General features: G+C 66.8%; 27 protein-coding genes. 19 read left to right on the forward strand and 8 right to left on the reverse strand.

The window, feature by feature from the left end:
• Positions 1-11: 11 nt before the first annotated feature.
• The 3 genes from ACVJ6E_RS12225 to ACVJ6E_RS12235 all read right to left on the reverse strand — a co-directional run bounded on the left by ACVJ6E_RS12225 (position 12) and on the right by ACVJ6E_RS12235 (position 3,960).
• On the reverse strand, positions 12-1,727 hold the full coding sequence (locus ACVJ6E_RS12225) for a TadG family pilus assembly protein (RefSeq protein WP_120267057.1): 1,716 nt from the start codon (positions 1,725-1,727) through the stop codon (positions 12-14).
• Positions 1,728-1,741: 14 nt separating this feature from the next.
• Positions 1,742-2,170 (reverse strand): TadE/TadG family type IV pilus assembly protein, encoded by a 429-nt coding sequence (locus ACVJ6E_RS12230; protein WP_199680957.1) that lies wholly within the window; start codon positions 2,168-2,170, stop codon positions 1,742-1,744.
• Positions 2,171-2,832: 662 nt separating this feature from the next.
• On the reverse strand, positions 2,833-3,960 hold the full coding sequence (locus ACVJ6E_RS12235; RefSeq protein ID WP_120267055.1) for a nitrogen regulation protein NR(II): 1,128 nt from the start codon (positions 3,958-3,960) through the stop codon (positions 2,833-2,835).
• A gap of 254 nt (positions 3,961-4,214) precedes the next feature.
• On the opposite strand from ACVJ6E_RS12235, the gene ACVJ6E_RS12240 reads away from it, so the two are divergent.
• From ACVJ6E_RS12240 to ACVJ6E_RS12280, 9 genes are all read left to right on the forward strand, one after another.
• Positions 4,215-4,493 (forward strand): hypothetical protein, encoded by a 279-nt coding sequence (locus ACVJ6E_RS12240; protein ID WP_120267054.1) that lies wholly within the window; start codon positions 4,215-4,217, stop codon positions 4,491-4,493.
• The gene (locus tag ACVJ6E_RS12245; protein WP_120267053.1) at positions 4,493-4,705 is read left to right on the forward strand and encodes a hypothetical protein; all 213 of its coding nucleotides are present in this window, start codon (positions 4,493-4,495) and stop codon (positions 4,703-4,705) included. Before ACVJ6E_RS12240 ends, ACVJ6E_RS12245 begins: the two co-directional genes overlap by 1 nt.
• 287 nt (positions 4,706-4,992) lie before the next feature.
• Positions 4,993-5,406: a DUF3775 domain-containing protein gene (locus tag ACVJ6E_RS12250; protein WP_120268271.1), complete on the forward strand. Its 414-nt coding sequence runs from the start codon at positions 4,993-4,995 to the stop codon at positions 5,404-5,406.
• A gap of 131 nt (positions 5,407-5,537) precedes the next feature.
• Positions 5,538-5,696: a hypothetical protein gene (locus ACVJ6E_RS12255; protein ID WP_158592601.1), complete on the forward strand. Its 159-nt coding sequence runs from the start codon at positions 5,538-5,540 to the stop codon at positions 5,694-5,696.
• Between the two features lie 58 nt (positions 5,697-5,754).
• On the forward strand, positions 5,755-6,708 hold the full coding sequence (locus tag ACVJ6E_RS12260; protein ID WP_120267052.1) for a DMT family transporter: 954 nt from the start codon (positions 5,755-5,757) through the stop codon (positions 6,706-6,708).
• Between the two features lie 17 nt (positions 6,709-6,725).
• Positions 6,726-7,694 carry a heparan-alpha-glucosaminide N-acetyltransferase gene (locus ACVJ6E_RS12265; protein WP_199680955.1) on the forward strand — a complete coding sequence of 323 codons (969 nt, stop codon included), beginning with the start codon at positions 6,726-6,728 and terminating at the stop codon, positions 7,692-7,694.
• Between the two features lie 180 nt (positions 7,695-7,874).
• On the forward strand, positions 7,875-9,041 hold the full coding sequence (locus tag ACVJ6E_RS12270; protein WP_120267051.1) for an anhydro-N-acetylmuramic acid kinase: 1,167 nt from the start codon (positions 7,875-7,877) through the stop codon (positions 9,039-9,041).
• Positions 9,038-9,469, forward strand: coding sequence for a DUF6665 family protein (locus ACVJ6E_RS12275; protein WP_199680953.1), 432 nt, complete (start codon positions 9,038-9,040; stop codon positions 9,467-9,469). Before ACVJ6E_RS12270 ends, ACVJ6E_RS12275 begins: the two co-directional genes overlap by 4 nt.
• A 167-nt stretch (positions 9,470-9,636) precedes the next feature.
• On the forward strand, positions 9,637-10,647 hold the full coding sequence (locus ACVJ6E_RS12280; protein ID WP_120267050.1) for a DUF1402 family protein: 1,011 nt from the start codon (positions 9,637-9,639) through the stop codon (positions 10,645-10,647).
• Between the two features lie 118 nt (positions 10,648-10,765).
• Here ACVJ6E_RS12280 and ACVJ6E_RS12285 read toward each other — a convergent pair whose 3' ends face one another.
• Together ACVJ6E_RS12285 and ACVJ6E_RS12290 are read right to left on the reverse strand one after the other, a co-directional pair.
• Positions 10,766-11,425 (reverse strand): MBL fold metallo-hydrolase, encoded by a 660-nt coding sequence (locus tag ACVJ6E_RS12285; RefSeq protein ID WP_120267049.1) that lies wholly within the window; start codon positions 11,423-11,425, stop codon positions 10,766-10,768.
• Positions 11,426-11,968: 543 nt separating this feature from the next.
• Positions 11,969-12,667, reverse strand: a complete 699-nt coding sequence (locus ACVJ6E_RS12290) for a hypothetical protein (protein ID WP_491676459.1) — start codon at positions 12,665-12,667, stop codon at positions 11,969-11,971.
• Here ACVJ6E_RS12290 and ACVJ6E_RS12295 point away from each other — a divergent pair.
• From ACVJ6E_RS12295 to ACVJ6E_RS12320, 6 genes are all read left to right on the forward strand, one after another.
• Positions 12,632-12,808 carry a cold-shock protein gene (locus ACVJ6E_RS12295; protein ID WP_067218356.1) on the forward strand — a complete coding sequence of 59 codons (177 nt, stop codon included), beginning with the start codon at positions 12,632-12,634 and terminating at the stop codon, positions 12,806-12,808. The genes ACVJ6E_RS12290 and ACVJ6E_RS12295 overlap by 36 nt on opposite strands.
• Before the next feature lie 249 nt (positions 12,809-13,057).
• Positions 13,058-13,579 carry a GNAT family N-acetyltransferase gene (locus tag ACVJ6E_RS12300; RefSeq protein ID WP_120267047.1) on the forward strand — a complete coding sequence of 174 codons (522 nt, stop codon included), beginning with the start codon at positions 13,058-13,060 and terminating at the stop codon, positions 13,577-13,579.
• On the forward strand, positions 13,576-14,427 hold the full coding sequence (locus tag ACVJ6E_RS12305; protein ID WP_120267046.1) for a 23S rRNA (adenine(2030)-N(6))-methyltransferase RlmJ: 852 nt from the start codon (positions 13,576-13,578) through the stop codon (positions 14,425-14,427). Before ACVJ6E_RS12300 ends, ACVJ6E_RS12305 begins: the two co-directional genes overlap by 4 nt.
• Before the next feature lie 102 nt (positions 14,428-14,529).
• Positions 14,530-14,976 (forward strand): cytoplasmic protein, encoded by a 447-nt coding sequence (locus ACVJ6E_RS12310; protein ID WP_120267045.1) that lies wholly within the window; start codon positions 14,530-14,532, stop codon positions 14,974-14,976.
• 28 nt (positions 14,977-15,004) lie between these two features.
• Positions 15,005-15,703 (forward strand): ribonuclease T2, encoded by a 699-nt coding sequence (locus tag ACVJ6E_RS12315; protein ID WP_208996592.1) that lies wholly within the window; start codon positions 15,005-15,007, stop codon positions 15,701-15,703.
• A complete protein-coding gene (locus ACVJ6E_RS12320) occupies positions 15,681-16,754 on the forward strand; it encodes a DUF1176 domain-containing protein (RefSeq protein WP_120267044.1) in 1,074 nt (357 codons plus the stop codon). The genes ACVJ6E_RS12315 and ACVJ6E_RS12320 overlap by 23 nt, the downstream gene beginning before the upstream one ends.
• A 12-nt stretch (positions 16,755-16,766) precedes the next feature.
• Here the strand turns inward: ACVJ6E_RS12320 and ACVJ6E_RS12325 are convergent, their stop codons facing one another.
• Positions 16,767-17,021 (reverse strand): hypothetical protein, encoded by a 255-nt coding sequence (locus ACVJ6E_RS12325; protein WP_120267043.1) that lies wholly within the window; start codon positions 17,019-17,021, stop codon positions 16,767-16,769.
• Between the two features lie 309 nt (positions 17,022-17,330).
• Between ACVJ6E_RS12325 and ACVJ6E_RS12330 the strand changes: the two genes are divergently transcribed.
• Positions 17,331-17,945, forward strand: coding sequence for a glutathione S-transferase family protein (locus ACVJ6E_RS12330; RefSeq protein ID WP_120267042.1), 615 nt, complete (start codon positions 17,331-17,333; stop codon positions 17,943-17,945).
• A gap of 9 nt (positions 17,946-17,954) precedes the next feature.
• Here ACVJ6E_RS12330 and ACVJ6E_RS12335 read toward each other — a convergent pair whose 3' ends face one another.
• Both ACVJ6E_RS12335 and ACVJ6E_RS12340 read right to left on the reverse strand, forming a co-directional pair.
• Positions 17,955-18,782 carry a PhnD/SsuA/transferrin family substrate-binding protein gene (locus tag ACVJ6E_RS12335; protein ID WP_120267041.1) on the reverse strand — a complete coding sequence of 276 codons (828 nt, stop codon included), beginning with the start codon at positions 18,780-18,782 and terminating at the stop codon, positions 17,955-17,957.
• Positions 18,783-18,936: 154 nt separating this feature from the next.
• Positions 18,937-19,608 carry an outer membrane protein gene (locus tag ACVJ6E_RS12340; protein WP_120267040.1) on the reverse strand — a complete coding sequence of 224 codons (672 nt, stop codon included), beginning with the start codon at positions 19,606-19,608 and terminating at the stop codon, positions 18,937-18,939.
• Between the two features lie 390 nt (positions 19,609-19,998).
• Between ACVJ6E_RS12340 and ACVJ6E_RS12345 the strand changes: the two genes are divergently transcribed.
• The 3 genes from ACVJ6E_RS12345 to uvrC all read left to right on the forward strand — a co-directional run bounded on the left by ACVJ6E_RS12345 (position 19,999) and on the right by uvrC (position 23,928).
• The gene (locus ACVJ6E_RS12345) at positions 19,999-20,988 is read left to right on the forward strand and encodes a calcium/sodium antiporter (protein ID WP_120267039.1); all 990 of its coding nucleotides are present in this window, start codon (positions 19,999-20,001) and stop codon (positions 20,986-20,988) included.
• A gap of 67 nt (positions 20,989-21,055) precedes the next feature.
• A complete protein-coding gene (locus ACVJ6E_RS12350) occupies positions 21,056-21,844 on the forward strand; it encodes an SDR family oxidoreductase (protein ID WP_491676460.1) in 789 nt (262 codons plus the stop codon).
• Complete coding sequence (uvrC, locus tag ACVJ6E_RS12355) at positions 21,841-23,928, forward strand: excinuclease ABC subunit UvrC (RefSeq protein WP_120267038.1); 2,088 nt, start codon at positions 21,841-21,843, stop codon at positions 23,926-23,928. Before ACVJ6E_RS12350 ends, uvrC begins: the two co-directional genes overlap by 4 nt.
• The last annotated feature ends 90 nt before the right edge of the window (positions 23,929-24,018 follow it).

Here is a 24,018-nt window from a genome sequence, read left to right on the forward strand (position 1 = left end):
GGCTATCGGCTTCAGCCGGCCAGCATGCCGCCGCCGCAATGGGCGCCATGAACGCGGATGTCCGCTTCGCCCAGGTGCAGCCCAAGGGTCGACAGCACGCCGTAGACGACCGCATCCAGCGGCTCTGCCACGGTGCCGAGCAGATCGCCCACCGCCGCCAGCAGCGGTCCGGGCAGAACGAGGCCCAGCGTCACGACCTGCACCTCCATGTCGAGATTACCGACCAGGGTGCTGACCAGAGAGCTGATCACGGAATTGGTGCTCACTCGCTTCACCGTTCCGCGCTCGATGTCGAGGCCGGTGAAGTTCAGCCGCGTCTCGGCAAGATTGCCGGCCGTGACATGGGCACGCCCGTCGACCCGGATCAGCGATGCATCGATGATCTTCGCCCGCGCCAGCTGCGGCGTGCGCGAGAAATCGTTCAGGTCCGCATCGCGCAATTCGCCGATCCAGGCCTCGGCGATGCCGGGCCGCGCGGCCACGGTCACCCGGGACGGCCCGCTCGAGGAACAGGCCATCGAGGCAAGTTGCGCCTGTGCATGGGCAAGGTCCAGCACGAGCGGCAGGTTGACGCTCAGGTTCTTCAGGAGCCCCTGCCCGCCCATGGAAGCGACGATCCGCAGCCGTGCCTGCGCGGTCCGCACGCGGGTCGAATTGGGGCCGATGGCGATCATCGCCGTGCGCTGCGGCATTTCGCCGATGGCAAGGTCCACCTTGAGGCCGAGCAGGCCCGGCACCTCGGCCCCGAGATCGATCTGCACCTGCCTCTTGCCATTGGCCAGGATCGCCGAGGACGACAGGATCTGCATCGCCGAGACGCGGGCATCGAAGCCCGGTGCCGGATCGCCGATGGCGACGGTCGAGAACGGGCCGAGGTCGATCAGCGAGGACAGGGGAACCTTCGCCCCGAGCCCCCCGCCGAGCAACAGCCGCTTGAGAGCAAGGTTGGCCGCTGCATCGCCGCTCTCACCCGTCACCTTGGCCATTGCGGCGACGAGATCGCCGGCGGTGACGGACGCATCCAGCACATCCTGGAAGGTGCCGGCCTTCAGGTCGATCTGGGATGCGACCGCATCCATCATCCGTGCCACCTGAACATCGGCCGAGGCCAGGCCCTGGTAGTCCATCACCGTCAGCTCGACCCGGGTGCCCAGCAGCTTGCCGAGCAACTGGTTGGCGACGCCGTCGCGAAGAGCCAGCAGGCGCGAACCGACCGAAAATGCGGCCAGTTCGGAATTGGCTGCCAGGGACCGGACGCCGAGCGTCGCCGTCTGCGCGTTGAAGACCTTGGCGAAGTAGAGGCGCCCGGCCTTTTCCAGCGACACCTGGACCGCGTTGTAGGGGGTCGCGTTGGCGGCGAAACGCTGGGTGTGATCGATCTGCGGATCGGCGACATAGCGGCCGCGCACGATGGTGTAGCGGGCATCCACCTGGTTGGCGGCAAGCGTTGCTGCGACCGCCTCCTCCGCGCGTGCGATATCCGAGGCGCCGGCCACGGCGGCGATGTCGGCAACCCCCTGCAGAGACCGCCGCTCCAGATAAAGCGAGGCCATGTCGATGGCGATGGCCAGAAGTCCCATCATCACGAAGAAGAAGAAGCCGGTCATGATCGCGACCGATCCGGCGCGATCGCCGAAAAACCCGCCAGTGCCGCGCCAGCGTACCAGCCGCCTTGCGGCTTTCGCAGGAGCGGGAGAAGACGTGCCGGGAGGAACAGGGACGGGCATGGTCGGTCTCCTGGTCAATATCCGCCGCGCTTGATCACGGCGACACGCCGGATCGTCTGGTTCGGCAGAGGAAGAATGGGACCCAGGGTCCAGATCGGCAGGCGGCTGGCGTCATAGACAACCGCCACCCGGAACTGGGTGACATCGCCTGCGACCGGGCCCGCATCGACGGAGACGTTGCCGGCGTCGATCAGTGCGTACTGGCCGGCGTTGCGCTGTACGTGCTCGGTGACGATACGAACCCGCTCCTGGTCGGTCAGGCCCGCGATCGACGCTCGCGCCGCATCGGCGGCGAGCTGGGCGACACTGTGGGTGGCACCGAAATAGATGCCGTATGCGATGATCCCGAGCATCACCAGAATGAAGACGGGAAGAACCAGGGCGAACTCGACGGCGGACGCGCCAGACCTTGCACGCAGAAAATGTTTTAGAACTGCAAGCACCTCAGCCTCCATTCCTTCAGAATGGCGGTGCAACATGCTACGGCCGTGCGCAGCATCGTCATCGCGACGGGAAGCCCCCGTCTCTCAACGATGATGCCGAGAACTTCAAATCCATTCTCGGCAAATACTTTACTCACAAGCCACAACAATCAGACATGAAGCACCAATGAGGCAAGTATAATTCATATGTTCATATAAGATTGCGTAAACGTTGCGGTATGTTAATAATTTCCTTCCGCAACATTTTAGAAAATTAGAATAAGCACCTACGCAAACCAATTTCTATTCCGTAGAGGAAATTTGGCTATCGGTTTGATGTAGCGAAGGGTTTTTACACGCACAGGTCGGCAGGGTCGGATCGCACCCTCACCCGCGGGTGAGCCTGGGATGGCTGTCCGCCGTTAAAAAAAGTGCGTGCCGAAGGTGTTGAAAACGATGCGGCGCCCCACAGCCGGGCCGCAAAAACGACTCGGCCCGCAACAAAGCCCACCGTGCCCCTCATGCAGCCGCACATGGCACTGGCTGCGGGCACGAAGGGACGCGCGCGGTTCAGCGCCTCCTCTGGTGCCGGAGCAGTCTGAAGCTCGGCACAACGCAAAACACGCGCCGGGCTGTGCCGCGGCGCGTGTGAATGAGCAATCGCAGGAAGGGGAGTATGCGACCTAGTGCTTGGTCTCGATGAGCAGGTAATGGGTCGGGCCGCTCTCGATCAGCATGACCCGCATGCGTTTGCTCCGCGTCACGCCGTCGAAGCCGCTCACGGTCGCCTGCAGCGGCGTGCTGCCGCCCTTGCGCGCGTGTTCGATCAGGCTGACGAAGGTCTTCGGGTGCAGCATCGTCTCGGTGATGGGCGCCGATTCCATCAGCTGCTCGGTCACCGCGAAGGTCTTGCGCGCCGAATTGTTCGCCGAGACCAGCATGCGTGTGCGCACATCGATCACCAGCATCGGCGCATGGACGCAGTTGAATATCTGCTGGAAGTCGACCCCGCGCTCCTTCACCTTGGTCGCGGAGAAGACCACGCCGCCGAGACCCGCCGAGACCCGGAACGGGATCACGTCGAAGTTCAGCGTGAAGGAATCGCCGCTGGCCAGGAAGAAGCGCTTGCTGCCATCCATCGGCGCGCGCCGCGCCAGCGCGGTCAGCACCACAGACGCCAGCGTCTTGCCGACGCGATTGGGAATGTGCGCGATGTTGCGGCCGATGCACAGCGACGAGTCGCCGATCTCGAACAACTTGTTGAACGGGTCGTTCGCGTATCGCAGATACCCGAAACTGTCGACCACGAGCACCGCCTTCTCGCTGTCTTCCACCAGATGGCGGATGAGGGGCGCGACACCGCGAACCGCCGTACCGTTCGCCTCGTCCTCGACCTCCGCGCCGGACACGGCAATCACGAAGGTGCGCCCGCCCTCGACCTGATAGCGCATCGCCAACAGCGACAAGCCGGCGCCCAGATCGTCACCGCCGAGCTCGATCGGACCGGCCGTGCCGTTCTTCACCGCCTGCTGGATAAGTCCGAGGATCTGCTTCTGGTCGTTTTGCGCCATATGGCGCAATGCGGTCGACAGCGACGCCTCGTTCAGCCCCGAACGGTGTTCGAAATCGAGCGAGCGCGGCTCCAGCCAGATGACCCTCTTCGCCTGGATGTCGACCGTGAAGAAGGACAGGCCGGCAATCGACATCGCCGGCGCCCCATTGCCGGCATTTGCGGCAACCGCCGCAGCCTCGCCCTCCGCCTCGGTCGCGGCAACAGCCGCAGGCCGGGCAGTCTTCTCCATTGCATCCATTTGGCTTTTCCGGTTGCTCTCATGCGGGCCGGAATCGGCACGCACATGACCCTGATCTATCTGGGAATGATCCTGTCAAAAAAGCTCCTGATATTCGGTAAAGGGGACGCACCAAATTTACAGGATCTGTTAACCGGACCGCCACGGTTCTGCCGCGAAATGACACAGGAAGCGCCCGATTGGCGGCTTTGGGAAGTCCAACTCGCCAGTCACCTTCTCCCCATCAGGCAAGTCCGAATGGACGGAGAAAAGTCATGCGTTCCACATCCAGCTCGTCCCGCCGCCGTTCCGGCACCCGCTTCGGCAAGACGCTCAGCGCCCTTGCCATTGCCGTCCTCGGAGCTTTGCCCGCCCTGCTGATCGCCTCCGCCGCCCGCGCCTCCGGCAGCCTCGTCGTCGAGGACTGGACGATGGGCGTCCTGCTTGCTGCCTTCGGCAGCATGCTGGTGCTGGTGACCGTGCTCGGCAAGCGCCTGTCGCACGGTCTTCTGGCCAGCATCCGCTCCCGCTCGAACGACCACAGGAATTCGTGATGCGTACCCTCTCCCTCAGCGCCGCCGCGGGCCGCAGCGTCCGTGCCACCAGCCGCAACCGGAGCGACGAGGAACGGGCAGCCATGCTGCTGGCCACCGCCGTCGGCGTCGGCCTGCTCTTCGCCGCCTCGCTTACCCTGTTCGGCGGCCCGCTGACCCATTCGCTCAAGGACCTTGCCCCGCCCAAGGCCGCGGTCACCCAGGACCGCTGACGGCACGGGGACGCCCTGCGCCCTCTTCACTGGAAGGCCTGTCGCCCCGAATGAGGCCACTGGCAAAGCAACCCGTCAGCGCGTAGGCTCATCATGGCAAGCCGCCGGCAAGCCCACAGGGGATAACCTGCCGGCTCGCGACACGTTGTTGCGATGGATCAAGGTACCGGCTGCGGCTTGCAGCAAGTGTCCGGACAGGGACGGACTTCGGCACGAGACTGCGCGGCGCGATCCCCCGCCAGCCAGGCCGACACCGCCCCGCGCAAGACGGGAGCTGAATGCAAGCCATGGCGGTCAATCTGACACTTTCTCCGGCGACAATGCGCATGCTGGTCCAAAAGGCCCGCGCAGCCTCGGCCTCGGACCTTGACGGCGGTTATGAAGACGGCCGCGACCGGGAGATCGAGTTCGACACCGACACGCTTCAGGACAGCCATGCCCATGACGGGCTCGCCGAAGAGGAAACCGACGACCTGTCGGCCGAGGAATTGGCCGAACTGATCGCGGATCTTAACGTCGACGAGGCCGCCGAGCTTGTGGCCACCGTGTGGATCGGCCGCGGCGACTACGAAGCCGACGATTTCGAGCAAGCGGTCGACGATGCCCGCGACCGGGCCTTCCGATCAACGGCCAAATACTTGATCGGCATGCCGCTTTTCGCCGATCACCTGGAAGCCGGCCTGGACGCGCTGGACCTTTGACGCCGCAGCGTCACCCACAGGCAAAGACGATTTCTCTGGATATCCTCTCTCCCGCCTCCCTTCGCCATTTACACATTGTTAACCATGACGGTTAACTCTTCGTCGGCGAGGGAAGAGGTCGGAGATACCGCATGAACTTCACGGACCGCATACAGGCAGACGAGAACACCGACCTTCACGCCGATACGCTCAGCGTACAAAAGCCTTCACCCTGGCCGATCGCCCTTCGCGTCACCAGCGCTGCCTTCTTCCTGACGCTGGTCTTCTGCTACGCCTTCCCCAACGGCTGATTTTCAACGCTCCATCAAGGCGCTTGCGGGCGCTCCGCCTTTCCGGTAGCGGAGGCAGATGAGCCGCTCACTCGCCAACACGCTTCTGCTTCTGACCGCCCTGATCTGGGGGTCCGCCTTCGTGGCGCAGTCCACGGCGATGGAGCATGTCGGACCGCTGACCTTCACGGGCATCCGCTTCCTGATGGCAGCGCTCGCGGTCCTCCCCTTCGCCCTTTTCGAATCGCGCCTGCGCCGGGACCGGCCGCTCGACCTGCGAACCGCCGGTGCCTTCACCGCGCTCGGGCTGGTGTTCTTCGCGGCAATCTCCCTGCAGCAGATCGGCCTGCTCACCACCACGGTGACCAATGCCGGCTTTCTCACCGGCATCTATGTGGTGCTGACGCCGCTGGTCGCCCTGCTGGCCTTTCGCGAAAAACCGCATCCGGTGGTGTGGCCCGCCTCTCTGATCACGCTGGGCGGCATCTATCTGCTGGGCGGCGGCGCGCTGTCCGCGCTGACCACCGGCGATATCCTCATGCTCGTCTGCGCGATCTTCTGCGCGCTGCATGTCGGCATGATCGGCAGCGTGGTGCGCCACTACGCGCGCCCGGTCTTGCTGTCGGTCTGGCAGTTCGCGGTGGTTGGAACGGCAGCGATCATCCCCGGCCTGCTGCTTGAGCCGGTCAGCATGGGCGCTGTGATGGCAGCCGGCCCGGAGCTTCTCTATACCGGCCTTGTTTCCGGCGGCCTTGCCTTCACCCTGCAGGCCATCGGCCAGCGCTGGACGCGGGCGGCGGACGCCGCGATCCTGCTGTCCTCCGAAGCGCTGTTCGCCGCCCTGTTCGGAGCCCTGCTGCTGGGCGAGCGGCTGGGTCCGGCGGGGCTCGTTGGCTGCGCCCTGATATTCGCGGCAATCCTGGCGGTGCAGCTGGTGCCGATGTTCTCGCGCGCCCCGCGCGAGGTCGCGACAGGTCCCACCATCGTGCCGCCCGTCGTCCCGCCCAAGACCGAGCCGGCCAGCCCGGCCTGACAGCACGGGAGACGATCGTGACCGACACCGCCCCCGCATCCGCCCTTCCCCATTCCGGCAGGATCGATGCGCTGGACGTGGCGCGCGGGATCGCGCTCGCTGCCATGGCGGTTTATCACTTTTCCTGGGACCTGAAGTGGTTCGGCGTGGTCGACTGGCCCGTCGATTCCGGCCTCGGCTGGCGGCTCTTCGCCATATCCATCGCGGCGAGCTTTCTGTTCCTCGTCGGCGTCGGCCAGGTCCTCACCCATCGCAAGGGACTGCGGCTGGAGCGCGCCCTGCGCCGCGCCGGCAAGATCGCCCTTGCGGCCGCGGCCATCAGCCTGGCCACCTATTTCGCGCTCTCCGGACAATATGTCCGCTTCGGCATCCTGCATGCGATCGCCGCCGGTTCGCTGCTGGCGCTGCCGGCGCTTCGCGCGCCGCTCTGGCTGGTGGCCGGGCTGGCGATTGCCGCTCTCGCCTTGCCCCACGTCATTTCGCTGAGCTTTCCCGGCGATGCCTGGCTGGTGTGGACGGGCCTTCTCGCCGCCCCGCCGCTGGCGGTCGACTACGTGCCGCTCCTGCCGTGGATGGCGGCGATCCTGGCGGGCATCGTCGCGGCCCGGCTGGCGCTCGCCTTCGGGCTCTTCGCGCGCCTCGCGACCTGGACCGCACAGGGGCCGGCAACGCGTCTTGCCGCACTCGCCGGACGCCATTCGCTGCTCGTCTACCTGGTGCACCAGCCGGTCCTTTTCGGCCTGGTGTGGACGGCGGCGACCCTCGGCCTGACGCCGGACCGCTCGGCCGAGACCTTTGTCGAGCAATGCGTGCAGAGCTGTACCATCACCGGAGAGGAAGCCGCCTGCCGCGCCACCTGCAGCTGTACGGTGGAGAGCTTGCGCGCCGACGGCACCTGGGACGCGCTGCTCGCCCGGCCCGAGGACCCCGGCCTCAACGACCTGCTGGCCGAGCGCTACCGCATGTGCCGATCCCGGGCAAACTGAAGGCCCGGCTCTCACCGGAACGTGACACAGGTCACTTCGCCGCCCGCCTCAACCGGTCATTCTCATGCTACACTTATGACGCGATTGAGGAATATCGCGAGCGATGACGGCGATTGCGCAAGTCGTGCGGCAGGCCAGCAGGGCCCGGCGGCGGCGCAATGGCCGGAGGGGAGCCTTTGAATGATCCGGCAGGAATGGACCGTCGGCCTGATGACCGGCACGGTGCTCGACGGCAATATCGACGTGGCGCTGCTGCGCAGCGACGGCGAGACGATTTCCGAGTTCGGCCCGTGGACGCTGGCGCCCTATCCGGCTGACCTGCGCCCGCTGCTGGTCGAAACCCTCGCCCAGGCTGCCGACTGGGGTTTTTCCGGCGACGAGCCGGAGATCTTCGCCAAAGCCGAAGCCCGCATCACTGAAGCCCAGGCAGAGGCCGTCGCAGCCTTCCTGGAGGAGGTCGGCCTGCCGCATGCAGAGGTCGCCGCCGTCGGCTTCCACGGCCAGACGGTGCTGCACCGGGCTCCGACCGCGGCGCGGACCGGCCGCACCCGCCAGCTTGGCGATGGCGCGGCGATGGCCCGCCGCCTCGGCATCACCGTCGTCAACGATTTCCGCAGTGCCGACATGGCCGCAGGCGGCCAGGGGGCACCGCTTGCCGGCATCTATCATGCTGCGCTGCTGAAGCGCGCGGAAGCCGGCCCCGACACCGCCGTGCTCAATCTCGGCGGCGTTGCCAACATCACCTGGGTCGATGCAGCCGGAGTGCCGCATGCCTTCGACACAGGCCCGGCCAACGCCCCGCTCAACGACTGGATCGGCCGCAAGGGACGCGGCAGCATGGACCGCGACGGCCGCATCGCCGCCGCCGGACAAGTCGACGAGGACCGCCTCGCCCGGCTGCTTGAACACTCCTATCTGACCGCGCCCTACCCGAAGTCTCTCGACCGCAACGACTTCACCTCCGCCATGGCCGACGGCCTGTCGGACGAAGACGGCGCCGCCACGCTGACCGCCTTCACCGCCGGCGCGGTCGCCAAGGCGCTCGACCGGCTGCCGGCCCGCCCGCAGCGGCTGGTCCTGTGCGGCGGCGGGCGCCACAATCCGGTCATGCGGCGCGAGATCGCAGCCCGCGCCGGGGTCGAGGTGCTGATGTCGGAAGACTTCGGCTGGCGGGGCGATGCGGTCGAGGCCGAGTGTTTCGCGCTTCTCGCCGCCCGCACCTTGCGCGCCTTGCCGATCAGCTTTCCCACCACGACCGGTGTCGCCAGAGCCCAGGGCGGCGGGGTGATCCACACAGCGACGGCGCATGGGCAGACGAACACGCAGGCAAAGGCGGGCGGTTCATGACGCTCCGTCTCCCCGAAAGCCTGCGGCGGCGCCAGCCCGACGAAATGCTCGGCGACCTCTTCCGCGAGGAGGCCGAGACGGAGCGCGTCGCCACCCTGGTGCGCCTCAACAAGGCGCTCGCAGCCTCGCTTCAGCGACTGCAGGCGAGCGCTCGGCGGTTTCACGAGGCCGAACCGGAAGCTGCCGAGGACGCACGCCGGCGCTGGCATCGACGCCATGCGGAAGCTGGAGAGGCCCTGTGGAACGTGCTGATCCAGCGCGAGATATGCGGCCTGCGCCGACACGAGGCTTTTCTGCGCGAATTCGACGTGCCGCGCTCGGTCCAACTGCTGATGGGGCCGGCGGCAACGGCCATCGCCCCTCCCGATCCGCAACTGCCTGCCCACACCGCCCCCACCGCAAACGACCAGACACAGCGATCCGCATGACCTTTTCCTCCCCCCTCGCCAGTCTCAAGCCGTGGGCACGGCGCAACACCTTGAGAAATGTTCGCCCGCGTGAATGCAGGACCCTGCAACAACCCTTCCCACGCATCGGTTTGCCGGTATATGGACAGGGCATCCCGAACCCGCAGCGCCGGACAGCCGTGGCAACCATGAACAGACTTATTGCCCGAGGCCGGAAAACGGCTGTCAATGCGGTCCTCGCCACCGTGTTGCTCGCCTTCATGCCTGCGCCCGACGGATCCGACGGTTTTCCCGCCCTGACCAGCGAGGCGAACGCGGCAACCGCTGTCCCGCCGGGCAATCGTCATGCGACGCAGCCACGTATTCCCTTCGCCTCCGCCCGCCGCACCGCCGCCGGCAATGCCGGCTATGACGCCAAGTTCGAGCGGATCGTGGGCGTCCTGCGCCGCGACAGCCGGTTGATCCGCGACATCAAGCGCGTGGCCGGGCTCTACGGTATCGACCCGGTGCACATGCTGGGCGCCATCGTCGGCGAGCACACCTACAATTACGACAGCCTCGACAGTGCCCAATCCTATTACGTCAAGGCGCTGAGCTATGCGGGCATCCGCATGGAGTTCTCGCTCGGCGGAGAACATGTCGAGGACTTCGTGAAGCGCCCGCAATTCGAGCGCTGCAATGCCGGGCGCAAGGACACCAACACGCTCTGGAACTGCTACCAGCGGGTGTGGGACAGCACCTTCCGCGGCAAGCGCGTCGACGGCACCCGCTTTCCGCCGAAGACCTTCAACGAGGCATTCTTCCAGCCGCTCTTCGCCGGCCAGAGCTTCGGCCTCGGCCAGTTGTCGCCGCTGACCGTGCTGATGATGAGCGACAAGGTGGCCAAGACCAGCGGGCTGGACAAGCTGTCGCCGGCCAACGAGCAGGAGATCTATCGCGCGGCGATGGATCCGGGCCGCTCGCTCCACTACATGGCCGCGATCCTGCGAGACGCCATCGACGCCTACAAGGTCGTCGCCAATGTCGACATCTCGAAGAACCCGGGACTGACCGCCACGCTCTACAATCTCGGCGACCCCTGGGCGCGTGCGTCCGAGTATCGCCGCCGCCGGGCAGCAGGGACGCAGGCCTGGCCGGTCGAGAACTATTATGGCTGGCTGGTGAACGACAAGATCGAGGTGCTGCGCAGCCTGCTGTAACCAGGCAGGCCGGTCGCACGGGAAAAGCACCGTCCCCGACCTGCCCCCCAGCCGACATGCGGGCCGGCCGGAAGTGCCCGCCGGACCGCAACAGGGCTTGCTGCAAGGTGCAGCGCTCTCACCTCAGATACGGATTGGTCCGCCGTTCGTGACCGATGGTCGAGGCCGGGCCGTGGCCAGGCAGGAACGTGACGTCGTCGCCGAGCGGCAGCATCTTGTCGCGGATCGAGGCGATCAGCGTTTCGTGGTTGCCGCCGGGCAGATCGGTGCGGCCGACGGAGCCGGCGAACAGCACATCGCCCGAAATCGCGAACCGCAATTCGGGATCGAAGAACACCAGATGCCCCGGCGCGTGGCCCGGGCAGTGCAGGATCTGGAAGCTGCGCCCGGCCATAGTCAGAGCATCGCCTTCCGACAGCCAGGTGTCGGGCTCGACCGAGCGCACGTCGCCCACGCCGAACTCGCGCGCCTGCTGCTCCACCCTCTCAAGAAGCGGCCGGTCCGCCTCATGCGGGCCGAGCACAGGAACGGACAGCCGTTCGGCAAGCTCCGCCGCCCCGCCCACATGATCGATGTGGCCATGGGTCAGGACGATCTTTTCCACCTTGACCCCGTGCTCCTCCAGCGCGCCGAGAATGCGCTCCACATCGCCGCCCGGATCGATCACCGCACCGGCCTTGGTCTCGCGGTCGAAGATGACCGAGCAGTTCTGCTGGAAGGCGGTGACCGGGATGACGATGATCTGGATGGGGGGCTCCTGGCCCTGCATTTCCGACATGACGGCTCCCGTCGGCTGAATGGGATGAATGCGCCCGGCCGCTGGACTTGCGATGGCCGAACCTGCGGTCGCTGAAAGGTCTGCGCGCTCCCCCGGAGCCGCCACAGACACTGGCGCTCAGGTAACCCGCCCGCAGGTGGTCTGGCAACCGCCGGACACCGAAATGCCCGGCCGCGGGCGCCGCACCTGTCATTTCGGTCAGGGCAAATGCCGCTCGCCCCCGTCTCGCATTTGCGAAAATGCCGCCGGCGACACGGGTTGCAAGGGTTTTCCTTGCCCGGAAGCCTCACAAGACCGTATGATATACGCGCGGTTGGCAAGGCTGGAGCGGTGCGCGGGTGCCGAAATCGTGAGTTCGGACGGTTCGGCAAGACACAAGTCATCGAAATTGGTCACGCTGCACGGTCGCGGCGGAATTCCTCTGGGGAAGTCGTGCGACGGAGTGTGGCTGACAGCCGCATATGGAACCTGGCGTGGCAAGGACTGAGAAGGCAGCCCTGCGCCGGACGATGAAGATCTGCGAGCGGCTGCTGCGGCAGGCTCTTACAAGGTGATGTGAACATGGAAGACTGGCGTTCGGACAATCGTCGGCAGGGAAAGCGGCGCGGCGGTTCGAAGGACTATGGTGGGGACGGGGACGAATTCGACGCTGGTTTCGACCATGGCAAGCGCAACAAGCCCGAACGGGGCGGACGGCGCGACAGTTTCGGCGAAGCTGGTTGGACTGCTCCCGAGCCGGGATTCGTGCCGGAAGAGCCGTTTGCGTCGGGCGACCGCTTCGGCGGCGGTGGCGACCGCGGTCCGCGCGGTGGCGGTGATCGTTTCGGCGGCCCGCGTGAGGGCGGCGATCGCGGCCCGCGTGGCGGCGGTGACCGGTTCGGTGGCGGCGATCGCTTCGGCGGTGGCGGCGACCGTGGTCCGCGCGGCGGCGGTGATCGTTTCGGCGGCCCGCGTGAAGGCGGCGGCGACCGCTTCGGCGGCGGCGGTGATCGCGGCCCGCGCGGCGGCGGTGACCGGTTCGGTGGCGGCGATCGCTTCGGCGGTGGCGGCGACCGTGGTCCGCGCGGCGGCGGTGGCGGTGATCGCTTCGGCGGCCCGCGTGAGGGCGGCGATCGCGGCCCGCGTCGCGGACCTCCGGTGGAGCGCGGTCCGCGCCAGACTGGCGTCGTGAAGTTCTTCAAGTCCGACAAGGGCTTCGGTTTCATCATGCCGGATAACGGCGATGCCGATGTCTTCGTGCACATCTCGGCGGTCGAGCGCTCCGGCCTCACCAGCCTGGACAGCGGCCAGCGCGTCTCGTTCGAGACCGAGCCGGACCGGCACGGCAAGGGCCCGAAGGCCGTCGAACTGAAGATCGAGGAAGGCGGCGACGAGGAGGCGTAAGCCGCCTCGTATCGCTCGAACCTTACCGGGCTGCCGCGCCCCTGGCCTGCGGCACCCGAGCGAACAGACATGGCGGCGGCCAGCGATGGCCGCCGTCTTTCATTTTTCATGCCCCTTCACACAGCCCTCTCCCTCGCCACGCGCGCGGGAGACCTTCCTGCCCTCGCGCGCCTTGTGCCGTCCCGGCCTTGCAGCAGTCGCGAAATTGGAGGGCTTGCAAGGCGGGCGGCAAGCAGCCATAGACCGGACATGATCGACATTCGCCCCTTCACGCCCGCCGATACCGACGGAGCGCTCGCCGCAAACGAGGCGAGCCTGCCGGCGGTCAACAGCCTTGTCCCCGAGGAGCTGCGCGCCCTGGCGGCCCAAAGCCGCCACACGCTGGTCGCAGTGGGCCCGGACGGGGTCATCGGCCTGATGGTCTGCCTCGACGAGACGGCCGAGTACGACAGCCGCAACTTCGCCTGGCTGAAGGACAATCTCGGCCGCTTCTCCTATGTCGACCGCATTGCCCTTGCGCCGGCTGCGCGCGGGTCCGGCACCGGCGAGCGCCTTTATCGCGCGTTGCTCGCCCTGCTGGCCGCCGATCCCGACAGGGCGGCCCTGCCGCTCGCCTGCGAGGTCAACACGCGGCCGGCGAATCCAGGCTCCCTGCGCTTTCATCGGCGGCTCGGCTTTACGGAGATCGGCGCCAACGACCATGGCGACAAGGCGGTCGTCTACCTGGCCCGGGCGGTGGTGCCTGCGGAACAGCAAGGAGTTTCAGCGTGAACTATCGGCACGCCTTTCATGCGGGCAATATCGGCGATGTGCTCAAGCACGCAACCCTTGCCCGCATCCTCACCTATCTGAAGACCAAGGACACGCCCTTCCGGGTCATCGACACTCATGCCGGTCTCGGCCTCTACGACCTGACGAAGGGCGATGCCCAGCGCACCGGCGAGTGGAAGCAGGGCATCGCCCGGGTGCTGGAGACGCCGCAGCCGCCCAAGGTGGCCGAGCTGCTGGCGCCCTGGCTCGACGTGGTGCGCGAAGTGAATGGCGGCAGCGGCAAGCTGTCGCTTTATCCCGGCTCGCCGCTGCTTGCCCGCAAGCTGATGCGCGAGCAGGACCGGCTGACGGCGACCGAGCTGCATCCGCTCGATGCGGCCAAGCTCGCCGAACTCTTCGCCGGCGACTACCACACCAAGGTGATCGAGCTCGACGGCTGGCACGCGATCAAGAGCTTCGTGCCACCGAAGGAAACGCGGGCCCTCGTCGTCGTCGATCCGGCCTTCGAGGAACAGAACGAATTCGAGCGCATGGCCTCCGGCCTCTACAAGGCCTGGCGCCGTTTCGGCACCGGCGTCTACATGGCCTGGTACCCGATCAAGGACCGCAAGCTGGTCAAGCGCTTCTATGACGCCATGTCGGTCTCCGGCATCACCCGGATCTCGGTCGTCGAGCATTTCGCAGGCCGGCCGGCCCCCGACAAGCCGATGGCCGGCAGCGGCCTGATCATGATCAACGCCCCATGGGTACTGCGCAGCGAGTTGCAGACCCTGCTGCCCTGGCTGACCGAAACCCTGCAGCAGGGACGCGGCGCCGAGTGGAAGGTCTTCGACCTGACCGGCGAGTAGCAGCGGGCGAACGACCCGGTCGAGGCATCCGGGCGCTTGACCGGGGCAATCCGCTGACGCATCGTCCACGGGTTCAGTCCTGGCCGCCGAGGAGATCGCCGCATGACCGATTTTGCCCGCCCGCTTCTGCGCAGCCTGTCCGGCGCCGTCCTGGCCGTCGTCCTGGCCCTGCCTGCGGCCGCCGGCGAGCGGCCCTATTTCTCCTGGAACGGCGAGCCGCGCGTGCCCGACTGCGAGGCCATGTCCGTCCAGGGCGCCGTCATGGGCCACATTGCCGGCGCCGATCCGGTCTATAGCGGCGGCCTCAAGATCCGCGAGATGCATCGCATCGTCGAGACGGGCTACAAGGTTGACCAGCCCAGCCCCTATGCCCGCCGCTACTGCGAGGCGCGGGCGCAGATGAGCGACGGGCGCGAGCGCCGCGTCTACTACGCCATCATGGAGCACAGCGGCTTCGTCGGGATTTCCTGGAACCTCCAGGCCTGCGTTGCCGGCGTCGACCCGTGGCGGGTCTATGACGCGCGCTGCCGGACGGTTCGCCCCCACTGAGCAGCCCCGATACGGCAGGACAGGCATGATGCGGCAGACCGTCCGTTCGCAGCTTCGGCGGGGCTGCGCCCGCGCCTTGGCAGTGGTCCTTGCGATGGCAGCCCTTGTGCTTCTGGCCCCGAGCGGGCCGATGCGCGCGGCGGCCGACGAGGCGGGCCGCTTCGACTACTATGTCTTGTCGCTGTCCTGGTCCCCGTCCTACTGCGCCCGGGCCGGACGCTCCGCCGACCCGATGCAGTGCCGGACCACCCGCCCATTCCGCTTCGTCCTGCATGGGCTTTGGCCGCAATACGAACGCGGCTATCCCGAATTCTGCCGCAACGACTACGGCCGCGACCTTTCGCACCGCACGGTCGACGGCATGCTCGACATCATGCCGAGCCGGGGCCTTGTCCGGCACCAATGGCGCAAGCATGGCAGCTGCAGCGGGCTGAGCCCGGAGGCCTATTTCGACCTCTCCCGCAAGGCACTGCAGAAGCTGCGGATCCCGGCCGCCTTCACGAACCTGGAGGCCGGCGGCCGCGTTGCGCCGGACGCGGTGGAGACCGCCTTCCGCCTCGCCAATCCGGGCCTGCGCGACAATGCCATCGCCGTCACCTGCGAGGCCGGACGGCTGAGCGAGGTGCGTGTATGCTTCACGCGAGACCTCCAGTTCCGCTCCTGCCGCTGGGTCGACCGGCGCGGCTGCACGCAAAGGCAGATCAATGTCCCCGCCCCCGGCCGCTAGGCGGCACGAGCCCCGCGCACGCCTCTCCCTCCTCCTCCGGGCGGCCGCCGTTGCCTTCTGCCTGCTGGCCGGACTGTCACCCGCGCCCGTTCGCGCCGAGGTCTTCGCCGACTGGCAGCTCGACTGCGAAACGCGCGAGACCTGCCGGCTGGCGACACAGGGGCGCGAGGAGCTGAGCGGCGAACCGCTTTTCGCACTCGCCCTTTCCCCCAGCGGCGATGCGCTCGCGCTGGAACTTGCTGTTGGCGCCGCCCGCCCGGACGACATCCGTGCCATGCAGTGGGAGGTCGACGGCAACCTCGTCCATGTGCTGCGCCCCGGCGAATTCGCCCTTCATGGCGACGCCCGCCGCTTCTTCGTCACCGATGGCGCGACCGGGCGCAAGCTGCTGACCGCCATGCGCGGCGGCACGCGCCTGCGCATCTCCTATCTCGACGCGGTCGCCGAGGCCCATGATGCGGTCTTCTCGCTGGACGGTCTGACGGCCGGACTGGAGGCGATGAGCGCACAGATGAGCCTGCCCGCCTCGCCGAAGATCGCAGCCCCTGCCCTTGCCGAGGTTGCAGCCCCCACGCGCAGCGAAGCGGTCGCCGCGCTCGGCATTCCCTACGCCGTTCTGGAGCGCCATGCCCGCAGCAGCGACTGCGAGGCAACGGACAGCGACGCCTTCCGCAGTGTCAGCGTCCCCATCGCCGCACTGGGACAAACGGCGGTGCTCTATGCCATTCCCTGCACCGCCTCGGGCAAGACGGTGACCTATCGCCTCTACATGCGCGACACCGGCGAGATCGGCGGCATCGAGACGCTGCACTTTGCCCTGCATGATCCGCGCTTCGGCTGGACCGGCACCGACCTTCTGTCGAATGTCCGCTTCGACCATGCCACCGGCCTGCTGGAGGCCGAGTATGTCGGCCCGGGCGACCGCGTGTGCGGCTATCGCGCCAGCTGGTCCTGGCAGGACCACGCCTTCAGGATGGAACGGTTCGAGGGACCGGACGATTGCCGCAATGCCTCCAGACCCAACAGCTGGACGCGCCAGCATCCACGCTGAGGCGCAAGCGGCTCAACGGCGCAGCATGCCCTCGATTTGCTGGCGGACGTGATGGGGCGATGCCTTCAGCGGCTCCGTCACCATCGCCAGCATGGGCGTCTGGTCGGAGAGCATCTCGTTGACCGCCTGATGATAACGGCTGAGCGGCAGGTCGATGATGTCCGGACGATACGGGGCGAGCGACGGGCCGGACACCGCATAGACCGCGGCCGACAGGCAAAGCGCCTTGCAAAACGCTCCGAACGGAGTGTGAAGCGAAAGCCGCATGTCGGATCCTTGGTGAGTGGCGGACAAGGGGAGAGACGGGCCCGCAGCCCCGGTTTCCGCCACGCTAGGAACCGCCCTTTAACGAGACCTTACCGCCGCTACGACAATTCGTATCAACAACATTCTGAAATCTCTGTTGTTTTTCAAGTCGTGGACAGACAACGCAAAACCGCGTTAACCAGAGAACGTCGCTGCCAGAGAAAATTTCGGCAACGCCACGTCCCCCACCGTGCCGCAGGCCTGCCCTGCGACCGGGCTCCCCGATCCGCAGCACTGTTCCCGCGCCACAACAAAACCGGAGGCTCCCCCGTGCTCGTGCTTCGTTCTTCCCCGCCCTCGCCCTTCGGCCGCAAGATCAAGATCGCGGCAGCCAGCCTCGGCCTGAAGGACCGTATCAAGGTCGAGATGACCGACACGCTCGACCCGCAGGATTCGATCCGCGGCCAGAACCCGCTCGGCAAGATCCCTGCCCTCGTTCTGGAGAACGGCAAGGTGCTGTTCGACAGCCGTGTGATCCTGGAATATCTCGACCATCTCGCCGGCGGCGGACGGATCATTCCCAACGGCGAAGCCCGCTTCGACGCACTGTGCCTTGCGGCCCTTGCCGACGGGCTGATGGACGCCGCCCTGCTGCAGGTCTACGAGGCGCGCTTCCGGCCCGAGGAACGCCGCCATGCCGACTGGCTGGCCTATCAGGGCGAGAAGGTCACCCGTGCGCTCGGCGTTCTCGAGGCGACCCCGCCGGCAGCGGTGCCGGCCGGCGGCACGCCCGATGTGGGTCAGATCGGCGTCGCTTGCGCTCTCGGCTACCTCGACCTGCGCTTTGCAGGCAGCTGGCGGGCCGATCATCCCAAGCTCGTCGCCTGGCTCGACGCCTTCGAGGCGGCCGTGCCGTCCTTCGCCGAAACGCGCATCACCGCCTGAGGACGTAACTCAGGCAAGAACAGGATAACCGAGCGCGACCGCATGCCGGTCGCGCTCGGCGATGACCTTGTAGTCATCCGCATCGAAGGCGGCAAAGCCGTGCAGCGACAGCGCCGTGCGCAGGTCCTGCGGCGCGGCCGCAATCGCCTCAGCCACAGCCTGGCGCAGCATCGGAACCTTGTCGCGATTGCCCCGTGCGGTGATCATGGGAAGGCCTGGCGTCGGAGGCGTCGCCAGCAACACCCGGACGCTGCGCGCGGCTGGCTCATGCGCCTGCGCCAGCCGGTAGCTCATGGCATCGAGCGTTGCCGCATCCGCCTCTCCTGCGGCCACGGCCTTGAGCGCGGCCCGGTGAGATCCGGTCTCCATCACCGACGAAAAGAACGACTTGCCCTCGGCAATCGGTGCAAGCACGTGCCGCAGCGCCCCCTCCCCCGACTGCGAGCCGGGGTGATTGTAGGCCAGCCGGCGCCCGCGAAGCTCGGCGAGCGAAGCCGCCGGGTCCCCCTCGCGTACAACAACGACCGAGCAGTAATGGCCGGGCGGGCAATCGGGCAGCCCGTAGTCGGGCGATCCGAGCACGCAGACACGGTCCAGGAGATGGCGCACCAGGGGCAGGCCGCACGTCTGGCCTAACAGCAGGGACGGATCCTGCCAGCCGTCCATCAGCTCGCGCCCGCGCTCCAGCTGCCGGGGCGCACCGAGCCCGAGGTCGGCGAGCGCTTGGCGCAGGAGCGACCACAGACGGTCGGTCTGCGTGCGGACTTCCGGCCAGTCGTACATCGGCAGGAAGGCGAAGATCTCGGAACTGTCGGGAGAAGGGGCGGTGTGGGGCAATGGGGAACCTCTTGCTGGGTTCCCTCGAGGCTAGGAAGCCTTCACGCGGCTGGCAAGGCGCGCAAGCTGTCCGTCAGCGACCGAACGGCCCCTGAAAAGCGACAAGGGGAGCCGCACTGCGACTCCCCCTGGCGTCTGTTCGTCCCGGGAGGGATCAGAACTTGTAGCTGAGACCGAACCGAACCTGGTTGTTGTCCAGCTTGTTCTTGTAGGTCTGGCCACCGAGACCGAAGTTCGTGGTGCCGTAGTCCTGATACTGGTACTCGAGGCGAGCCGTCACGTTCTGGGTGACTGCACCCTCGACACCGGCACCTGCCGTCCAGCCGATACGGGCCACGCTATCGGAAGCGCCGTTGGCGGACGCATCGACGTCGGCGATCGCAAGACCACCGGTACCGTAGACCAGGAAGCGGTCGAAGGCCCAACCGGCGCGTGCGCGCACCGTGCTGTTCCAGCTGCTCGAGGTCTTGTAGTTGACGCCGGCGACAGTGCGCGACTTCTCGATGTCGCTGAGGCTGAAGTCGGCTTCGGCACCGAGCAGGAAGTTCGGCGTGACCATGTAGTTGTAACCGGCATGGACACCACCGGTGACGCCATTGTCATGGTTGTTGAATCGACCGGTTACACCGTTGGAGACGCTATAGTCGGACCAGTTCCAACCGAGATGCCCACCGAAATAGAACCCGGACCAGTCGAACCGTTCCGCAGGAACCGGATCCGTGTAGGTGTAGGGCTGTTCGGGCTGCGGAAGGTCGGCCGCGAAAGCCGGGGCACTCGCCGCAAATGCGGCGGCCGCAGCAAGGCCGGCAGCAGCTAGACGCTTCATGTGAATACTCCAGTTACCACGTGGAACAAGCGGGCATGCAGGACAGAATCCCGAGCAAACCCGGCCCCCCAGACGCTCACCTATGACGGGTGAATGTGGCGCTGCCCGAGACAAAATGGGGAGATCCCGTGGCAATGGATGATTTTTCGGTGACATGGTAACCGATTGGTTACCATAGGGCATCGATAGAACAGACAGGGTCCGCGGCGCAGGGGAACGGGACCGCCCCGCCACGACCGGGCTTTTCATCTCCGGGTAAATGCATATATAGGGCAGGTCTTCAGCGGGCAGCGCCCAGGCGCCATCTGGTGCACCGCGCGAGACCGCAAAGTCCTTGCTGACCAGCACGTACGACAATCCGTCCACCTCGCAGCCGGGTGCCACAGCTTCATGCTCATCGACTATGTCAGCCTCGTGGGAGGTCTCGTCGTCCTGATCGTCGCCGGTGACGTTCTGGTTCGCGGGTCGGTGAGTGTTGCGGAGCGGCTCGGCATTCCCACGCTTGTGATCGGCCTGACGATCGTCGCCTTCGGCACCAGCGCTCCCGAGCTCGTGATCTCGCTACGCGCGGCAATCGATGGCCTCTCGGGCATCGCCATCGGCAATGTGGTCGGGTCCAATATCGCCAATGTGCTGGCGGTTCTCGGTTTGCCGGCCCTGTTCGCCGCCACGTCCTGCGACGAGAACGGCGCGGTCCGCAACTCGGTGTTCATGGTGGCGATCACCGCCATCTTCATCGGCATGGCCTTCCATAGCCCGATCTCGCGCCTCGACGGGACGATCCTGTTGGTGCTGCTTGCGCTCTTCCTGTGGGAATCGGTGCGCGCCACCCGCAGGCACCGCGCCCAGAATGTCGGCGCCGCGGCCGTTGCCGACGGCGACGAGGACCTGCCCTTCGACGAGGTCGAGGGCGTGCCGGACAATGTCGGCCTTGCCATCCTGTTCATCGTCCTCGGCCTGATCGGCCTGCCGCTCGGCGCGCATTTCACCATCGAGGGCGCCTCGGCACTGGCTCGCGACTGGGGTGTCTCCGATGCTGTGATCGGCCTGACCGTGGTCGCTCTCGGCACATCGCTGCCCGAGCTCATGACCTCGCTGATGGCCGCGATTCGCGGTCACGCGGCCGTCGCGCTCGGCAATGTCATCGGCTCCAACATCTTCAATCTGGTCGCGATCATGGGCATCACCTCGATGGTTGTGCCGCTGCAGGTTCCGCCGGAAGTCCTGCGCCTCGACCTGTGGGCGATGCTTGCCTGCGCCCTGCTGGTGCTCGCCTTCGCCGCGTTCAAGGTGACCATCCGCTGGCCATCCGGTATCATTCTTTGCGCGTTGTACGCCCTGTACATTTTCGTCGTGTTCCAGACGGGCAAGATCGCCTGATCGGGCTGTCCCGAATTCGCGTAAGACCCGCTGATCTCTCGTCCATTTCGACAACCAGCGAGTCGCCATGTCCGTTTCCCAGATGCCCGCCAGCAACGAGCAGTCTCCCGTAGCCCTGGTGACGGGCGCGGCCCTGCGCATCGGCAGGTCGATCGCCGAGGATCTCGCGGCCAACGGCTTTCGGGTGGCGATCCATGCCCACCGCTCGCTGTCCGAGGCGGAAGCCCTGGCAACCGATATCGCCGCACGTGGCGGGCGCGCCTGCATCGTTGCCGGTGACCTGACGCTTCCCGACACGCCGGGCCGGATCATGGCCGCAGCCCGCGCGCAGCTCGGCCCCGTCCGCCTGCTGGTCAACAGCGCCTCGATCTTCGAAAAGGACGAGATCGGCGAGCTGGAGCTGGATCGCTACGAAAAGCACATGGCGATCCACACCCGCGCGCCGATCTTCCTGACCCAGGAGATGGCCAACGCCCTGCCGACGGGCATGACCGGACTTGTGGTCAACATCATCGACCAGCGCGTGTGGAAGCTGACGCCGCAGTTCTTTTCCTACACCCTGTCCAAGGCGGCGCTGTGGGCGGCGACACAGACGCTGGCGCAGGGGCTCGCCCCGCGAATCCGCGTCAACGGCATCGGCCCGGGCCCGACGCTTGCCAACACGCGCCAGCAGGCGTCCGACTTCGCCCGCCAGACCGAGGCGGTGCTCATGAGGCGCGGCCCCGCGCTGGAGGAGTTCGGGCGCACCATCCGCTACCTGTGGGAGACGCCTTCGATCACCGGCCAGATGATCGCCCTCGACGGTGGCCAGCATCTTGCCTGGGAGACCCCGGACGTCGTAGGCATCGCCGAATGAGCGGACGCAAGAACGACCTCCCCCCCAACAACGAGCTGGCCGACGACGATCTGCCAGACGATGCGGTCGACGATCTGGACGCCGACGAGACCGCCGAGACCGGGGACGGTGCGACCGGTGAGGGCGGCGGGCGCGTGCCCATGCCGGTCTTCGAGGCAGAGCCCTCTCCGCTCGGCCCGGACGCGCGCGGCGTCGACGTCATCTCGCATTTCGTGCGAAGGCTGCCGCTCGGACCGGGCGTCTATCGCATGCTCGACGAGGAAGGCACGGTTCTTTACGTCGGCAAGGCGCGCTCGCTGAAGAAGCGGGTGACGAGCTACACGCGCCTGCAGGGCCAGTCCAACCGCATCATGCGGATGATCATGGCAACCGCGTCGATGGAATTCGTGACCACGGGCACGGAAACCGAGGCGCTGCTGCTCGAGGCCAACCTGATCAAGCGCCTGCGGCCGCGGTTCAACGTGCTGCTGCGCGACGACAAGTCGTTCCCGTACATTCTCGTCACCGGCGACCACGAGTCCCCTGCTCTCGTCAAGCACCGCGGCGCACGCCGGCGCAAGGGCAGCTATTTCGGCCCCTTCGCCTCCGCCGGCGCGGTCAACCGGACGATCAACGCGCTGCAGAAGGCGTTCCTGATCCGCAACTGCACCGACAGCTACTACGCCAATCGCAGCCGGCCCTGCCTGCTCTACCAGATCAAGCGCTGCGCAGGTCCGTGCACCGGCGAGATCGACCAGGAGGACTATGCCGGCCTCGTCGCGGAGGCGAAATCCTTCCTGTCCGGCCGCAGCCAGATGGTGAAGAAGGACCTCGCCCGCCAGATGGAGGCGGCCTCCGAGACGCTCGATTTCGAGCGTGCGGCGGTCTATCGCGACCGTCTCGCCGCCCTCTCCCACATCCAGTCGCACCAGGGCATCAACCCGCAGAACGTGGAAGAAGCGGACGTCTTCGCCATCCACGAGGAAGGCGGGCAGTACTGCATTCAGGTGTTCTTCTTCCGCACCGGCCAGAACTGGGGCAACCATGCCCTCTTCCCGCGCGCCGACCGCTCGCTGGACGTGGCGGAGGTGCTGGAGAGCTTCCTGGCGCAGTTCTACGACGACAAGCCGGTGCCCCGGCTGGTGCTGCTGTCGCACGAGATCGAGGAGCGGGCGCTGCTCTCCGCCGCCCTTTCCGAGCGCGCCGGACACAAGGTCGAGGTCGCCGTGCCCCAGCGGGGCGAAAAACGCGAGCTGGTCGAGCACGCCCACAAGAATGCGCGCGAGGCGCTCGGACGGCGGCTCGCCGAGACCAGCAGCCATGCGCGCCTGCTCAAGGGGGTGGGCGAGGCCTTCGGCCTGGCCGCAACGCCGCGCCGGATCGAGGTCTACGACAACTCGCATATCATGGGCACCAACGCGGTCGGCGGCATGATCGTCGCCGGGCCGGAAGGCTTCGCCAAGGGCCAGTACCGCAAGTTCAACATCCGCTCCGAGGACCTCGTTCCGGGCGACGACTACGGCATGATGCGCGAGGTCCTGACCCGGCGCTTCTCGCGCCTGCTCAAGGAGCATGCCGAGGAGCGCAAGGCGGCAGCGCCCCCCCCCGAGACGGCAAACCCGGACGAGGAGACGGCCGAGGACACCAGCACAATTCCGGCATGGCCGGACCTGGTCTTCATCGACGGCGGCCTGGGACAGCTCAATGCGGCGCGCGAGACGCTGACCGCCCTCGGCATCGAGGACGTGCCGCTGGTGGGCATCGCCAAGGGCCCGGACCGCGACGCGGGACGGGAGAAGTTCTTCATCCCCGGCAAGCCGTCCTTCATGCTGCCGGAGCGCGATCCGGTGCTCTACTTCGTCCAGCGGCTGCGCGACGAGGCCCACCGCTTCGCCATTGGCACGCACCGGGCGCGGCGCAAGAAGGACATCGCGCGCAGTCCGCTCGACGAGATCGCCGGCATCGGCCCCAGCCGCAAGCGCGCCCTGCTGCGCCACTTCGGCACGGCCAAGGCGGTCTCCAAGGCCGGCATCGACGACCTGATGGCTGTGGACGGCGTCTCCGAAACGGTTGCACGCACGATCTACGACCATTTTCACGAATAGCGACGGCGGTCCCAGGTCGCCGGCGGGGTTGAAGCGGTCGGCGGGACAGCAGACACTTGCCCCGGCGCGGGGCAGACAAAGACGGAAGGA

It is taken from the genome of Stappia sp. G46H5W (genome assembly GCF_058448995.1).

Coding starts and splice junctions, on each gene's coding strand:
- ACVJ6E_RS12225 (WP_120267057.1), bottom strand. CDS start 1,727: ATGCCCGTCCCTGTTCCTCCCGGCACGTCTTCTCCCGCTCCTGCGAAA.
- ACVJ6E_RS12235 (WP_120267055.1), bottom strand. CDS start 3,960: ATGGATGCAATGGAGAAGACTGCCCGGCCTGCGGCTGTTGCCGCGACC.
- ACVJ6E_RS12240 (WP_120267054.1), top strand. CDS start 4,215: ATGCGTTCCACATCCAGCTCGTCCCGCCGCCGTTCCGGCACCCGCTTC.
- ACVJ6E_RS12245 (WP_120267053.1), top strand. CDS start 4,493: ATGCGTACCCTCTCCCTCAGCGCCGCCGCGGGCCGCAGCGTCCGTGCC.
- ACVJ6E_RS12250 (WP_120268271.1), top strand. CDS start 4,993: ATGGCGGTCAATCTGACACTTTCTCCGGCGACAATGCGCATGCTGGTC.
- ACVJ6E_RS12255 (WP_158592601.1), top strand. CDS start 5,538: ATGAACTTCACGGACCGCATACAGGCAGACGAGAACACCGACCTTCAC.
- ACVJ6E_RS12260 (WP_120267052.1), top strand. CDS start 5,755: ATGAGCCGCTCACTCGCCAACACGCTTCTGCTTCTGACCGCCCTGATC.
- ACVJ6E_RS12270 (WP_120267051.1), top strand. CDS start 7,875: ATGATCCGGCAGGAATGGACCGTCGGCCTGATGACCGGCACGGTGCTC.
- ACVJ6E_RS12275 (WP_199680953.1), top strand. CDS start 9,038: ATGACGCTCCGTCTCCCCGAAAGCCTGCGGCGGCGCCAGCCCGACGAA.
- ACVJ6E_RS12280 (WP_120267050.1), top strand. CDS start 9,637: ATGAACAGACTTATTGCCCGAGGCCGGAAAACGGCTGTCAATGCGGTC.
- ACVJ6E_RS12285 (WP_120267049.1), bottom strand. CDS start 11,425: ATGTCGGAAATGCAGGGCCAGGAGCCCCCCATCCAGATCATCGTCATC.
- ACVJ6E_RS12295 (WP_067218356.1), top strand. CDS start 12,632: ATGCCGGATAACGGCGATGCCGATGTCTTCGTGCACATCTCGGCGGTC.
- ACVJ6E_RS12300 (WP_120267047.1), top strand. CDS start 13,058: ATGATCGACATTCGCCCCTTCACGCCCGCCGATACCGACGGAGCGCTC.
- ACVJ6E_RS12310 (WP_120267045.1), top strand. CDS start 14,530: ATGACCGATTTTGCCCGCCCGCTTCTGCGCAGCCTGTCCGGCGCCGTC.
- ACVJ6E_RS12315 (WP_208996592.1), top strand. CDS start 15,005: ATGCGGCAGACCGTCCGTTCGCAGCTTCGGCGGGGCTGCGCCCGCGCC.
- ACVJ6E_RS12320 (WP_120267044.1), top strand. CDS start 15,681: ATGTCCCCGCCCCCGGCCGCTAGGCGGCACGAGCCCCGCGCACGCCTC.
- ACVJ6E_RS12325 (WP_120267043.1), bottom strand. CDS start 17,021: ATGCGGCTTTCGCTTCACACTCCGTTCGGAGCGTTTTGCAAGGCGCTT.
- ACVJ6E_RS12340 (WP_120267040.1), bottom strand. CDS start 19,608: ATGAAGCGTCTAGCTGCTGCCGGCCTTGCTGCGGCCGCCGCATTTGCG.
- ACVJ6E_RS12345 (WP_120267039.1), top strand. CDS start 19,999: ATGCTCATCGACTATGTCAGCCTCGTGGGAGGTCTCGTCGTCCTGATC.
- ACVJ6E_RS12350 (WP_491676460.1), top strand. CDS start 21,056: ATGTCCGTTTCCCAGATGCCCGCCAGCAACGAGCAGTCTCCCGTAGCC.
- uvrC (WP_120267038.1), top strand. CDS start 21,841: ATGAGCGGACGCAAGAACGACCTCCCCCCCAACAACGAGCTGGCCGAC.